This window comes from Deltaproteobacteria bacterium (assembly GCA_021159305.1).
Lineage (GTDB): Bacteria > Campylobacterota_A > Desulfurellia > JAGGSF01 > JAGGSF01 > JAGGSF01.
The window spans coordinates 1-14073 of record JAGGSB010000016.1; the positions used below are offsets into that span (position 1 = coordinate 1).

Annotated in this window: 12 protein-coding genes and 1 tRNA gene; 8 read left to right on the top strand and 5 right to left on the bottom strand. The window is 35.7% G+C overall.

Annotated features, from left to right (window positions below; genetic code table 11):
- Nucleotides 1–106: 106 nt before the first annotated feature.
- Together J7J10_01150 and J7J10_01155 are read right to left on the bottom strand one after the other, a co-directional pair.
- A complete protein-coding gene (locus J7J10_01150) occupies nt 107–1111 on the bottom strand; it encodes a DUF1464 family protein (protein MCD6129551.1) in 1005 nt (334 codons plus the stop codon).
- Complete coding sequence (locus J7J10_01155; GenBank protein MCD6129552.1) at nt 1108–2151, bottom strand: radical SAM protein; 1044 nt, start codon at nt 2149–2151, stop codon at nt 1108–1110. The genes J7J10_01150 and J7J10_01155 overlap by 4 nt, the downstream gene beginning before the upstream one ends.
- A 272-nt stretch (nt 2152–2423) precedes the next feature.
- On the opposite strand from J7J10_01155, the gene J7J10_01160 reads away from it, so the two are divergent.
- Together J7J10_01160 and J7J10_01165 are read left to right on the top strand one after the other, a co-directional pair.
- A complete protein-coding gene (locus tag J7J10_01160; protein ID MCD6129553.1) occupies nt 2424–4307 on the top strand; it encodes a SurA N-terminal domain-containing protein in 1884 nt (627 codons plus the stop codon).
- On the top strand, nt 4307–4936 hold the full coding sequence (locus J7J10_01165; protein ID MCD6129554.1) for an endonuclease III: 630 nt from the start codon (nt 4307–4309) through the stop codon (nt 4934–4936). The genes J7J10_01160 and J7J10_01165 overlap by 1 nt, the downstream gene beginning before the upstream one ends.
- On the opposite strand, the gene hemB is transcribed toward J7J10_01165, so the two are convergent.
- Nucleotides 4903–5877, bottom strand: a complete 975-nt coding sequence (gene hemB / locus J7J10_01170; protein MCD6129555.1) for a porphobilinogen synthase — start codon at nt 5875–5877, stop codon at nt 4903–4905. The two genes, J7J10_01165 and hemB, sit on opposite strands and share 34 nt — an antisense overlap.
- A gap of 52 nt (nt 5878–5929) precedes the next feature.
- On the opposite strand from hemB, the gene J7J10_01175 reads away from it, so the two are divergent.
- From J7J10_01175 to J7J10_01200, 6 genes are all read left to right on the top strand, one after another.
- A complete protein-coding gene (locus J7J10_01175) occupies nt 5930–6808 on the top strand; it encodes a DUF89 family protein (protein ID MCD6129556.1) in 879 nt (292 codons plus the stop codon).
- Nucleotides 6809–7224: 416 nt separating this feature from the next.
- The gene (locus J7J10_01180) at nt 7225–7941 is read left to right on the top strand and encodes an epoxyqueuosine reductase QueH (protein ID MCD6129557.1); all 717 of its coding nucleotides are present in this window, start codon (nt 7225–7227) and stop codon (nt 7939–7941) included.
- Complete coding sequence (locus J7J10_01185; GenBank protein MCD6129558.1) at nt 7898–9415, top strand: AAA family ATPase; 1518 nt, start codon at nt 7898–7900, stop codon at nt 9413–9415. The genes J7J10_01180 and J7J10_01185 overlap by 44 nt, the downstream gene beginning before the upstream one ends.
- Nucleotide 9416: 1 nt before the next feature.
- Entirely contained in the window at nt 9417–10478 is a 1062-nt protein-coding gene (locus J7J10_01190) for a mechanosensitive ion channel family protein (protein MCD6129559.1), read from the top strand.
- 18 nt (nt 10479–10496) lie between these two features.
- Nucleotides 10497–11045, top strand: coding sequence for a DUF4416 family protein (locus tag J7J10_01195; GenBank protein ID MCD6129560.1), 549 nt, complete (start codon nt 10497–10499; stop codon nt 11043–11045).
- Nucleotides 11046–11057: 12 nt separating this feature from the next.
- Nucleotides 11058–11915: a DUF2914 domain-containing protein gene (locus J7J10_01200; GenBank protein MCD6129561.1), complete on the top strand. Its 858-nt coding sequence runs from the start codon at nt 11058–11060 to the stop codon at nt 11913–11915.
- Here the strand turns inward: J7J10_01200 and J7J10_01205 are convergent, their stop codons facing one another.
- Nucleotides 11916–13721 carry a UvrD-helicase domain-containing protein gene (locus J7J10_01205; GenBank protein ID MCD6129562.1) on the bottom strand — a complete coding sequence of 602 codons (1806 nt, stop codon included), beginning with the start codon at nt 13719–13721 and terminating at the stop codon, nt 11916–11918.
- A gap of 7 nt (nt 13722–13728) precedes the next feature.
- Nucleotides 13729–13804 (bottom strand) — tRNA-Gly (locus J7J10_01210).
- Nucleotides 13805–14073: the final 269 nt, after the last annotated feature.

Below are 14073 nucleotides of genomic sequence, written 5' to 3' on the forward strand. Positions count from 1 at the left end.
TATTATTTCGCCTAATGGTATCGGTGTATGCGAAGTTGCCCGAAGAGCATTTGCCTGCCTGTGCCGAAGGCAAGATGCGAAGCAACTCAGAGTTTCTTTAGGGTTTTTAATTCGCATGTCCAACATTTAATATACCCATATTTTCCACAAGCTCATGATATTTTTTACCAAGCAACCCTTCCCCAATAATATAAGCACCACAAGCGGCCTCTTTTGCAATCCTTGATAACTTATTCACTTTCACTACAGGAGCATATTTATTTAGCCTGCATGTAAGTTCATCCCTTATGAAATCATGGTCTATTAGTCTACCGGATAAAACAATCTCCTTTGGATTGGGCATGGAAACAAGCATTGATGCAACATCCTTTTCTGTGCTCTCTCCTAAAAGCAGCATAGCTTCTTTAAAGTTTATCAAATCTCTGGGTTCAATATCTTTTCCAACAAAGTCTTTTACTCCTTTTTGAAAAACAATTTCCTGGGTCACTGGAGGTTTTAATCTGATTGCAATCTCAGCATCCATTCCCCCACATCCAAGAAATCCTATGCTCCCATTTGTTCCACCTATCCCATCAACAATTTTCCCATCTTTCACAGTCATTACAGCTGTAAATCCATATCCTATTTCTACATAGACAAAAGATGTTTTATTAAAAGGGATGTTTAATCTTTCCGATTGATCTTTTATGCTTAAGGCTATACAACATACTTTATCTGCTGTCCCCATATCAAATTTATTCCATTTTCTGTAAGATGGAACAGTTTCGAGATGGATAACACCGGGGGTAAAGCAAACAGGTATTTCTTTTTCTTTCATTTCTAAAAGCACTTTTTTTATCCCTTCATTTACGGCTATTTGCGTATCTAAAGGGATCATTTTCCCAATATCATCTTCTGTTATATCCTTTATTCTTTTTAGCGGTATTCCATACCCTGATGGACCAACAACAATATCCAGTGGCATCAATTCTTCGAGCCTTTCAAGAAGCAAATATGGATTTTTTAAAATATCTTCTGATTTAATTGATTCATCTATAATGACCTTTTGGCTGTCTTCCATTCCGAAAAGGTCAAAGCTATATGTCCCTGGGTCTATTCCTACAACTCTCATTGACTTGTTCTCCTTACCCTATTAGAAAATCCCTCTCTAACGGGGTGAAGTGGACAACATGGATCCGACACTGTCCAGTTTTTAGTTAAACCAAAGGTTCTTGACCTGCAACCCCCACATTCATATAAATATTTACATTCCTTACAGGGATTTCCCCTTGTTGAAAAATCCCTTATCTCTTTAATCAATTCTGAATTCTGCATATCATTCCATATTTCACCAAGAGGTTTTTCATTCACATTGTCCATTACAACAGGAGCAAATGTGCACGGTTTTATATCCCCGTTTGTTTCAATAAACATATAATCACCGAAGATACAACGAGAAACATCAGGAACTATAATGCCATTTTCAGGATTTGGTGAATAATTTATATTATGTTCCTTCAAAAACGGTTTAAAGAATGGCTCATCAACATATACATCCATCTGATAATCCTTTTGATGTTTAATGACAGAAAAGAAAAAATCCTCATACTCTTCTCCATTTAAAACATATTTTTCATAATTCTTGCAGGGTTTCAATCCCAAAAATGTGATCTTTTTATATCCTATCTCCTTTGCGAATTCAAACAATTTGCCAATTTGCTGATAATTGTATTTTCCAATAGTTACAGGACAGCAGTCAAGAATGTTATACTTAGTTGCAATTGCCACAGATTCCTTTAACTTTTCAAATCTTGCTCCTTTTCTTATCTTTTCATAGCTCTCTTTATCTGCTCCATCTATGCTTATCATGAGATTCACATCCAACTCTGCGAATTTTCTGCCTAAATCTTCGTCAAGCAACATGCCATTACTGATAAGATAAATTTTAATGTTACTTTTGTGGATTATTTTTAGGATTTCAAATAATTCCTTGCGTAAAAGCGGTTCTCCGCCCTCAATAATAACCCACCTCGGTTTAAGAGATGGTATCTCTTCAGCTACTCTCAAAATAGTTCTACTGTCAAGTTCTTCTTTGGCCATTCCCCTGCAATGCAGACAGTTGAGATTACATCTATTCGTAATTGCCCAATCAATCATATATGGAATATTCATACTTCACCTCCAAAAGCCTCGAAGAAATTTCGGACAACGTTAAGTATATGCCCAGTGGCGTATGCGTGTAACATACCTATCAACCGAGGCAAACTTTGAAGCGGACCAAAACCTTCAATTTCGCATTGAGTTATTGTCAAATGTTGTGAATGGTATAGCATACCCTTCCTTCCCATTTTAAGCAACCTTTAGCAATTCTGCTTTGTAGAATTGCTTGACCTTCAGGCAAATATTTTGTAAAAAGGCTTTAAAGACAGAAAGAGGTAGGGAGTGTGTTACAAGTAATAAGAAAAAATCTAAAGCATTTAAGTATTCTGGTATGGGTAGGCATCGCCGCATTTGTTGTCGGTGGTGCTTTCCTGTTTGTAAGTGGTCCTTTTCACATGGGAGAAGATGTAGTAGCAAAGGTCAACAAAACGACCATCACTATGGAAGATTTTCAAAATACATACAGGCGCCTGTATCGTTTCTATTCCCAGCTTCTTTCCAACAATTTCACCGATGAAGACCTAAAAAAGCTAAATTTAAAGCAAAAGGCAGTAGACATATTAATAGAAAGAGCACTTTTTATTCAAGAAGCTAAAAAGAGAAATATAAAGGCAACAAATGAGGAGGTGCAGAAAACAATAGAAAACATGAGTATTTTCTGGGACAAACCCGGGCATTTCTCACAACAAAGGTATCTTAATATATTAAAGACCAATGGCGTTCAGCCCAGAAACTTTGAGGCTTCCCTAAAAACAGACATAATTATAGATAAACTAAAGAACAGTGTAGCATCAAAAGTCTTTGTCAGTGATAACGAAATAAAGAATTATATTGACGAAAATTATACTCCAATCAGATTAGCTTATGTAAAGTTAGATAGAAAGTCATTGGTAAAAGACATCAAACCCCAAACAAAAGATGTAAAATCTTTCTACGATAAACATAAAAATACCTTCAAACTACCTGTAAAAATGAAGATTATATATACAGAAATCACACCGAAATTTGTAGAGAAAAATATAAAGATCGATGATAAGAAAATATCAAATTACTATAAGAAACACCAAAGCCAATTTACCGTTCCAGAGAAAAGAGAGGTATATCATATACTGATAAAAATTCCCCCCAGAGATAATGATAAAGAATGGCAAAAAGGAAAAGAAAAGATAAACAAAATCTATAGAGAATTAAAGAGTGGGAAAAATTTCGCAACATTGGCAAAGAGATATTCGGAAGATCCTTTCTCAAAAAAGAAAAGCGGCTATTTGGGTTATATAACGAGGAATGCAGTAGTAGAAGAATTTGGAAATACTGTTTTTCATTTGAAGAAAGGAGAAATGTCCAAACCATTCAAGACAATCTATGGGTATCATATTGTAAAGGTCACAGATATAAATCCGAAACATATTTTGCCATTTGAAGATGTAAAAGAAAAAATCGCCCAAAAATTACGCGTGGAAGAGTCGAAAAAGAACATTTTTAGAGAAGCAAAAAAAATGCAGGTTGAGTTGAGGGGAAAGCCTAAAGATTTTGAACAAATCGTGCAATCAAAAGGATTAAAAGCAACAAAAACAGGGTTTTTCTCCATAAGAGATGTAAAAGAGCCTTTAAATAAAGATATAATTGAACAGTCTTTGTATATGGACAAAGGAAAAGTGAGTGCCCCGGTAAAATCGGGTAAAAATTACATTGTGTTCAGGCTATTAGATAAAAAGCCAGCATACATTCCGTCATTCGAAAAGATCAAGGAAAAAGTGATAGAAAAATACAAAGAAGAGAAATCTAAAGAGCTGCTCAAAAATAAAGCAATGGAAATGAAGAAAATCTTATCATCAAGGGACATAAAAAACTTAGCAGTTAAGGAAAAATTAAAATTAGAGCAAACAGCTTACTTTAGCAAAATGAGTGGAACAGTTAAAATTACATGTTTAAAAAACAATGTATTTTCTTTAAAGAAAAAAGAAGGCGATTTTTGTATATCTAATGGAATCGCTTATATTTATCAGCTAAAAGAAAGAAAAACACTAGATAAAAAAGAATATGACGAATTAAAAAATGAAACAAGGAAAAAGCTTGAACAAAAAGAAAGAGAAACAGCAATACAAGATTTCCTAAAACAGCTCAAAACCAAAGCAAAGATCAGGATAAATGAAAAAGCGCTCAGTTAATGGACACAGAAGAACTGTTTCATCGCTTAAAAAAACTTGAAAGGCCGTATGTAAGCAGGCAAAAAAACCCATTTTGGGTGTTAATTGGTGCTATATTAAGCACTCGTACCAAAGACGAAGTAACAGAAAAGGCATTAAAAAAATTGATTGAATATGCACCTGATATACACAGACTAAATGAGTTGCCTGTTGGAAAAATAGAAAAGCTTATCTACCCGGTAGGTTTCTATCACACCAAGGCAAAAAACCTGAAGATATTGACAAAAACAGTTTTGGAAAAATACAACGGAAAGATACCACAGAAATTAAACGAACTCCTTTCCCTTCCCGGCGTAGGAAGAAAAGTTGCCACGCTGGTTTTATCGGCTGCGTTTGATAAAGATGAGATATGCGTGGATACCCATGTTCATCGCATCTCTAATAGATTGGGCTTAGTAGAAACAAAAAATGTTTTGGAAACGGAAAAAGAACTAAAAAAAATCATCCCTCAAAAATACTGGAAAAAGATTAATTCCTATTTCGTTACATTAGGAAGAAAGTTTTGCCATCCCAGAAAACCGTCATGTGAAGATTGTCCCTTAAAAGACCTATGTCCTTATAAAAGATGTGCCGCATCCAGAGCAAAATAGGTGATTATAATATCCGCTCCTGCTCTCTTGATAGAAGTGAGCATCTCCATCATCACTGCATTTTCATCTATATAACCCAATTTTCCTGCTGCCTTAACCATCGCATATTCACCAGACACATTATACGCGGCTAAGGGTATATATGGAAATTTGTTGCTAACCTCTTTTATAACATCCAAATATGGCAAGGCAGGTTTGACCATAACAATATCTGCACCTTCTTCAATATCCAGCATAACCTCTTTTATTGCCTCTCTGGAATTGGCTATATCCATCTGATATGCCTTTCTATCACCAAATTGTGGAGAGGATTCTGCCGCATCACGAAAAGGACCATAAAAAGAAGAAACATACTTTGCAGAATAGGACATAATAGCTACATCTTCATAACCTTCCTCGTCCAACGACTCTCTGATAGCATTTACCATGCCATCAATCATTCCAGAGGGAGCAATAACATCTGCCCCTGCTTTAGCATACACATAAGCCTCTTTTCTTAATAATTCTCTGGTAGGCTCATTTAGAAGTCTGCCTTCTTTGTCTATCACACCACAGTGTCCATGAGATGTGTATTCGCAAAAACAGGCATCGGCGATGACTACCAACTCCGGCACCGCATCTTTCACTGCTTTAATAGCCTGAACTATTATTCCTTTTTCATTGTAAGCCTCGGTGCCCAATTTATCCTTATGCAATGGAATGCCGAACAGAATTACCGCCGGTATACCTAAATTATATGTTTTTTTTGCCTGTTTTATTAAATCTTTTAAAGGCAACTGCTGCACGCCAGGCATAGATTTTATATCTACGGGAGTGTGTATTCCTTCCTTCACAAACAGGGGATAAACAAAGTCCTTCACACACAACCGTGTTTCCCTTATCATCTCCCTTATTTGTTCACTTTTCCTTAACCGACGTGCCATTAACTTTGGAAACCGCATTTTGCCTCCTCGTTGACAATTTAAGGCTTATTATATATTCTAAAATAAGAAAATGAAAACAAAATCCGAATGCATTTTATGTTTTATGAATCAAGCACTGAGAGCATCGAATATTATCGGGGCAAGTGAAGAAAAAAAAATGCGGGCGGCAATATCTGTCATAAAATATTTATCTGATGTAGATTTTGCTGTGCCCCCACCAGTGATATCAGAAGGTGTATATTCACGCATAAAAAAGGTATTGAATAACGATGATCCTTACAAAAAGGTTAAACAAGATTTTACTGAAATTGCCTTTTCTTACTTACCCCAACTAAAAAAAATAGTAAAGAAATCAAAAAATCCCATAGATACGGCAGTAAGACTGTCTTTAGCGGGAAATGTAATAGATTTCGGCTCACAGATGGAAAAATTTGATGTAGATGACGCCATAAATACATCCCTTTCTGTCACAATAACGCTTGATGATTCCAGAATTTTTATAGAGGAATTAAAAAAGGCAAAAAATCTCTTTTTCGTTGCCGACAATGCAGGAGAGATAGTATTTGATAAACTACTCCTACAAACCATAAAACAAATCTATCCAGAAATAAATATAAAGACCGTAGCCAGAAAAGCACCGATTATAAATGATATCACCATAGATGAAATGAAAGCTATAAACATGCAGGAGATAGGAGAAGTCCTCTCCAGTGGTGCTGCCATACCGGGATTGGATATTTCTCGCTGTAGTGAAAAATGTAAAAAGGCATTTTATGATGCAGATATTATTATCTCCAAAGGACAGGGAAACTTTGAAATACTATCAGAACTAAATGACGATAGAATCTATTTTCTATTTATCGTAAAATGTAGTGTAATCGCTTGTTATATGAATCTTCCACTACTTTCTCGTGTATTTTCCAAGAAGAGAGAATGGCAAGACTGGTAGGCGGCGTAGATGAAGCAGGCAGGGGTCCCTGGGCAGGTCCTGTCGTCGCAGCCTGCGTAATTATACCAAATAATGTGCATTTTCCCCTTTTAAAAGAATCAAAGAGTGTATCTCCACATACAAGAGAAAAATTATATGAAGAGATAAAAAGTAAAACAATCTGGGGCATAGGGATGGCTTCAAATAAGGAAATAGATGAAGTAAATATTGTCAGAGCTACGGAAATGGCCATAAGAAGGGCAATAGAAAACATGCCTCAAAAACCTGATTTTTTACTTATAGATGGAAAAGACAAATTTTCTTTACCCATAAAATATAAAACAATCATAAAGGGCGATAAAAAGATAGGTGCTATTGCAGCCGCTTCCATCTTGGCTAAGGTGTGGCGAGACAGACTTATGATACTTTTTTCTGATATGTATCCTCAATACGGGCTTGAAAAACACAAGGCTTATGGAACAAAGCTGCACAGGCAATTGCTTGCAAAATTTGGTGTATCGCCCATTCATCGCCTGTCTTTCAAACCTGTTTCTATCATTAAAAAAAATGAAAATAATATACTCCTGCATGTCTGCTGCGGCCCCTGTGCCACATCTGTCATAGAAAGGTTAAAAGAGAGGTTCAACGAGATAACACTCTTTTTCTACAACCCAAACATCCATCCTAAAAAAGAATACGAAAGAAGATTGGATGAGGTAAGGAAACTGGCTGAAAAATGGAAGTCAAAGCTCATTGAGGGAAGATACGACATCAGAAAATGGTTTAAGATGACCTATATATACAAACGCGAACCAGAGAAGGGAAAAAGATGCACGGTGTGTTATGCGATGAGAATGCTTGAGGCAGTGAAATTGGCCAGAGAGTTACATCTTCCATACTTTACAACCACTTTGACCGTAAGTCCCTTAAAGGATGAAAAACGCATCTTCCACATTGGTAAAATTCTATCTGAAAAATTTGGTGTGAAGTTTTTGGAAGAAGATTTCAAAAAAAAGAATGGATTTAAAAGAAGCGTAGAAATTTCAAAGAAACTCAATATATACAGACAAAATTATTGTGGATGTATATACTCGCTTATGGAGAGAAAACATGGATATTGCAAAGACACTCTTAAAGAAAGAAGCCTATTCTGAAGATATAAGGTACATTAAGCTTTTGCAAACCCATATTTCATGGGTGTTTCTGACAGGCAAATACGCTTATAAAGTGAAAAAACCTGTAAATTTTGGTTTTTTAGATTATTCCACATTGGAGAAAAGAAGGTTTTTCTGTTTTAAGGAGGTGGAGTTAAACCGTCGACTTTCGCCCGATATATACATCGGAGTTGTTCCTATAAACGATGACGGGGGAAGAATAACTATAGGCGGAAAAGGCAAAATAATAGATTATGCAGTGAAAATGATAGAAATGCCGCAAGAGAAAATGATGGATGAATTGTTGGAAAAAAACAAGGTTTCAAAAGAAACAATAGAGAAAATTGCATATATTATTTCCAATTTTCATCAAAAAGCAGAGAGAAACACAGACATTGATAAATTTGGTGAGATAAAGGTGATTAAGAACAATACAGATGAAAATTTCATGCAAACCAAAGACTACATAGACAATTTGATTACACGACATCAGTATGATGCTCTTCTTAAATACACCGATGATTTTTACAAGGAAAATAAAGACCTATTTGCAAAAAGGATAAAACAGGGGAGAATATGTGATTGTCATGGGGATTTGTATTCTAAAAACATCTGCATAATGGACAACATATACATCTACGACTGTATAGAATTCAATGATCGGTTCAGATACTCCGATACAGCTTCAGATGTTGCCTTTTTAGCAATGGATCTGGATTTTCATAACGAAAAAGAGCTTTCCCAATATTTCATATCTTCTTATGCGGGCTTTTCTCACGACTGCAACCTGTCATCTATCGTTCCCTTTTACAAAATTTATCGGGCTTATGTAAGGGGTAAGGTTCATGCTTTTCAATCAAATGATGAGACTTCCAGGCAGTATTTTGATCTATCCTACAGCTATATTCCAAAAAGATATAAACCCACCCTATTCTGTATTATAGGTTTAACGGGAACTGGAAAAACAACAATATCTAAAGAATTGGCAAAGAGATTAAACTCTCTTATCTTTCATTCTGATTATGTAAGAAAAGAACTCCTGTCTATTTCTCCTTATAAAAAAGAATTGGCTTCTTATAATGAGGGGATATACGCATCTCAAGCCACAGAAAAAACCTATGCAGAAATGATAAAAAGGGCAAAGAATGCATTAAAACGGGGGCAAAATGTAATATTAGATGCTACCTATAGAGAAAAGAAAAAGAGAGAAACAGTGCAAAGCGAGGTTGCCAAATTGGGTATAGAACCTATCTTTGTAGAAACAATATGTAAGGAGAAAGAAATAAAAGAAAGATTAAAAAAGAGAGAGAAGGAAAAGACAGTTTCTGATGGAAGATGGGAGATATATGTAAAGCAAAAAGAGGAGTTTGAACATCTCTCCGAAAATGAAGGTGTGGTTATAGATACAAGTCATTCACTCCAGGAGAATATATCCTATTTGCTTAATTTAATTGCCGACGACAGGAGAAACTGAAATGCTCAACAGTTTTATGCAACAAACGTTCCTTCAAAACCGTATTTTGGATTATCTTATTTTTATTGCGGTTTTTCTCGTCTCTGTCTTTATTATACAAATATTCAAGATCATCGTCTTAAAACGCTTGAAGAAGTGGGCAGAGAAAAGTAATACCACCATAGATGACTTCTTAATTCATATCATTGAAAAGACACTCCTTCCCTTGCTGTATTTTGGCGCTTTTTACCTGAGCACCAGGTGTTTAACACTGAATTCTTTTCTAAATAAAGCTATCGATGCTTTAGGTATAGCTCTTCTAACTGCTTTTGGAGTCTATTTCTTTATAAAAATAATCAATTACGCACTGGAAAACTACTGGCTGAAAGGAAAAGATGCAACCAAAGAGCGCAACATCAAGGCAATAATGCCTATAGTAAAGATAACTATCTGGGGTTTGGGCATTGTCTTTTTACTGAATAATCTCGGTTTTAAAATTTCTGCAGTAATTGCCGGCTTAGGTATCGGAGGAGTAGCGATTGCTTTAGCGGCCCAGGTAATTTTGGGAGACTTATTCAGTTACTTTGCCATACTCTTTGACCGCCCATTTGAAATTGGTGATTTTATCATCATTGACGATTACTTAGGAACTGTTGAGCATATTGGTATCAAAACCACAAGAATACGCAGTTTAGGAGGAGAGCAATTAGTGCTTTCCAATACCGACCTTACCAGTTCACGCTTGCGCAACTATAAAAGAATGGGCAAACGCCGCGTAATCTTTAGGTTGGGCGTCACCTATGAAACCAGCTTAGAACAATTAAAGGAAATACCAACCACAATTAGAGATATTATAAAAAGCATTGATGATACTGTTTTCGATCGTGCGCATTTCTTCTCCTATGGGGATTTTAGTCTCATCTTTGAAATAGTCTATTACATCGTTGGTAGAAATTACAATAAATATATGAATATTCAGCAGGAAATAAACTTCAAAATTAAAGAAGAATTTGAAAAACGAGGAATTGAATTCGCCTATCCAACACAGACTCTGTACTTGAATAAAACGAATAAAACTGAATGAAGACAATTAGAAAAGCTCATGAGTCACTTAAAGAAATCCAAGCCTGTTAAATTAATAATGAGCATAATCTTCAAAGAAAAAGAGGTTCTCGAGTGTGTTATGCACGACCTTAACAGGGCATTTGGCCAAACAGATTTTGTGAGTGAAATTCTTCCCTTTGATTTTACAGACTATTATTGTAAAGAGATGGGCAAACCTTTGAAACGACAATTTATCAGTTTTCTAAAACTGATACCCCCAGAAATATTACCAAAGATAAAACTTGAAACCAATCAGGTAGAGTTAAAATATACCAGAGATGGAAAGAGACAAGCCAACATTGACCCTGGTTACATCAGTGCTGAAAGATTGGTTCTGGCTACTGGCAAAAATTTTACCCATCGCATCTATCTAAATGATGGAGTTTATGCGGATTTAACACTAATATATCAAAACAAAAATTTCAGACCACTGTCCTGGACTTATCCAGACTATGTCAGCCCCAAGATAAGAGAAATTTTCAAACAGATAAGAAAAAAATATCTGCTACAATCGCATTTAACATTTGACAATAATGATAAATTATGACATTTTTCAAAGATGGATTCTTTAGGAACATTTTTAAGAAAAGAAAGAGAACAAAAGGACATTGCTTTAGAAACTTTATCCGAAAAAACGAGGATTCCTCTCAAGTTTCTGCAAGCAATGGAAGAAGATAGATGGGATGAGTTGCCATCCTTAGTTTATATTCAAGGTTATCTCCGCAGTTATGCTTTATATTTAGGCTTTTCTCCAGAAAAGGTGTTCACGCGCTACAAGAACGAAGTCTTGAAGAAAGATGAACCTCAGAAAGAAACCATTCCTCCACCGAAACCTCCAAACTACAAGAAAATCATTAGGTTTGTTGTAACTTTAGTAATTTTGTTACTGATAATCTGGTTATTCGTTCCCTCTAAGAAAAAAACTAAAAATCATATAAAAAAGACCGCTCCTTTAGAATCAAACATTACCATTACACAAGAACCCTGCCCAGAAGCGATAATTTCTCCTGAATCAAACACCGCCCTTGTGCAAAAACCATCTCATCCGCTTTCCGTTCAATCTTTTATAGCACATAAAAATGAAGAAGCGGATCATCTGGAAGTGGCAAGAATATATATTTGTAAAGGCATAAAGGATAGAGAGCCAAGAGCACCCAAAAAAAGCTTTATCTTTAAAAAACCTTTTTCTCTATTTTGCTTCACAGAAATCAAAGATGCGGGAAAAGAATGCTCAATTAAACATGTATGGTACCACGAACAAAAAGAAATACAAGAAATTTCATTATATGTTAGGGGAAAAAGATGGCGCACCTGGAGTAGAAAGCTCATTACAGAAAAAATGAAAGGAAATTGGAAGGTGGATATTTTGGACGAGAAAAATAAATTGCTATCCTCTATTTCATTTACTGTTTACTAATTACAGCCACCTAATGTTTTGCCTTTTTCCTATTTCCCGCATAAAAACAGAAGGTCTTCCTCCAGACAAAATAAACACCTTTTTACGCGCTCTGGTAATAGCAACATAAAGCAATCTTCTCTCTTCTTCTAAACTGCTCTTGTATATTCCTTCTTCCAAACTCCTTTTAGATGGAAGAATATTCTCATCCACATCTATAATAAATACCGTATCAAATTCCAATCCTTTAGCAGAATGTATGGTGGTTAGGTTTACTGCATCTTTCTCATCTCTCAATCTGTTTCTCTTATACCCCAAAAGTGCAATGTTGTTTAAAAAATCCCTTACAGTTAAGCCCTCACCCTCCATAGAACTTATCGCATAGTCAATAAACTCTTTTATATTCCTCTTTCTTTCCTCATCGTCCTTTAACTGTTCTAAATACCCTGTTTGTTTAAATAGTTCTTTAAAGAAATCTCCTGCCTTTCCCTTCTTATGTATCGTCTCCTGCAACTTTTTCATGATATGAGCATAATTTTTCATTTCTTTCTTCCTCTGCCTGCTCGCCGCCTCTATATAGGAAATTTTTTCTTCTCTAACCAACCTTTCTACCTGAAGACATGTCTTTTCTCCGATATGCGGTATGCAGGATGCCGATCGCAAAAAGGAAACACCATCCCCACCGTTGACGAGAATTCTCATAAAACTTAAGATATCCTTTATCTCCTTTCTCTCAAAAAATCCAACCCCTCCCAACAATCTGTAAGGTATTCTCTCTAAGATTAGCTCCCTTTCTAAAAGACGAGAAAGATATTGATTGCGATAGAGCATCGCTGTCTCATTTAAATCCTTTTCTTTTTTGATACAGCTAACAACAAATTTAATCTCTTCCTCGCGACAGAAAAAAATTCTTACATAAGGCATATCACCGCTGTCTTTTTCTGTAAACAATGCCTTTCCTATCCTTTCTTTATTGCAAGAGATGACCTTGTTTGCCAGATTCAATATAGGTTTGGTAGAACGATAATTTCTTTCCAATTTTATTATGTGAGCGGAAAAATCTTCCACAAATCTCTGCATGTTGTCAACTCTGGCACCACGCCAGGAATAGATTGACTGATCTTCGTCTCCCACCACACACACTTTTCCTGTCTTAAGAGAAAGAAACTTTATCAACTCGTATTGAGGAAGGTTTGTGTCGTGAAACTCGTCAACCAGTACATACCTAAATTTATTTTCATATTTTTCTCTTATTTCTGATTTTTGAAACAAGGTAATAACATTTAATAAAAGATCATCAAAATCAAAGGCATAACCCTCTCTCAATCTCTCTTCATACTTTTTATATACCCTTTTTACCAACCTATCGCCTATAGAATCCAAGGACATAAAATTACACTTTGCCTCGGAGATAATATTCAAAAAACGAGAAGGAGAATTCTTTTTTATATCGACATTAAGTTCTTTTAAAATATTTTTTATTAATGTTTTTTGATCACTTCCATCGTAAATAACGAAATCATAAGGAAGCTCAATTTTTAAAATACGGGTACAAATGGAATGAAATGTACCGATAAACATTCCTTTCATGCTTACATTGCAAAATTTCTCTGCTCTACTTTTCATCTCATCAGCCGCTTTATTGGTAAAAGTAAGCATAACAATATCTCGAGGGGTTAGTCCCCTGTCCACAAGGTAGGCTAACTTATGAACAAGCGTTTTCGTTTTTCCCGTGCCTGCACCGGCTAAGATAAGCAAAGGATTGTCCATATACAAAACGGCTTCTTTCTGTTTATCGTTTAATTCATCAAATATATTTGTTTTCATGCGAAAATGGAGCGGATGGCGGGGCTCGAACCCGTGACCCCGAGCTTGGGAAGCTCGTGCTCTACCAACTGAGCTACATCCGCATCTTTTTCAATAATACTTAGCAAAAAGGGTTTGTCAAGGCAAAGCCAAGCTTTGCCTTGCAACTGCCGAAAACAGTTGTCAAGGCAAAGCCAAGCTTTGCCTTGCAACTGCCGAAAACAGTTGTCAAGCAAGGTAGAACCCCTCAAAGTCAAGCAAAATTCCAGTGATTTAATAGTTATATACATTGCTACTCCTATCATTTTTTCTACCTCCCTCAAGTATTAAATTATAACTTAAGGGAAGTAGAATTTTATAGATACAACTATGG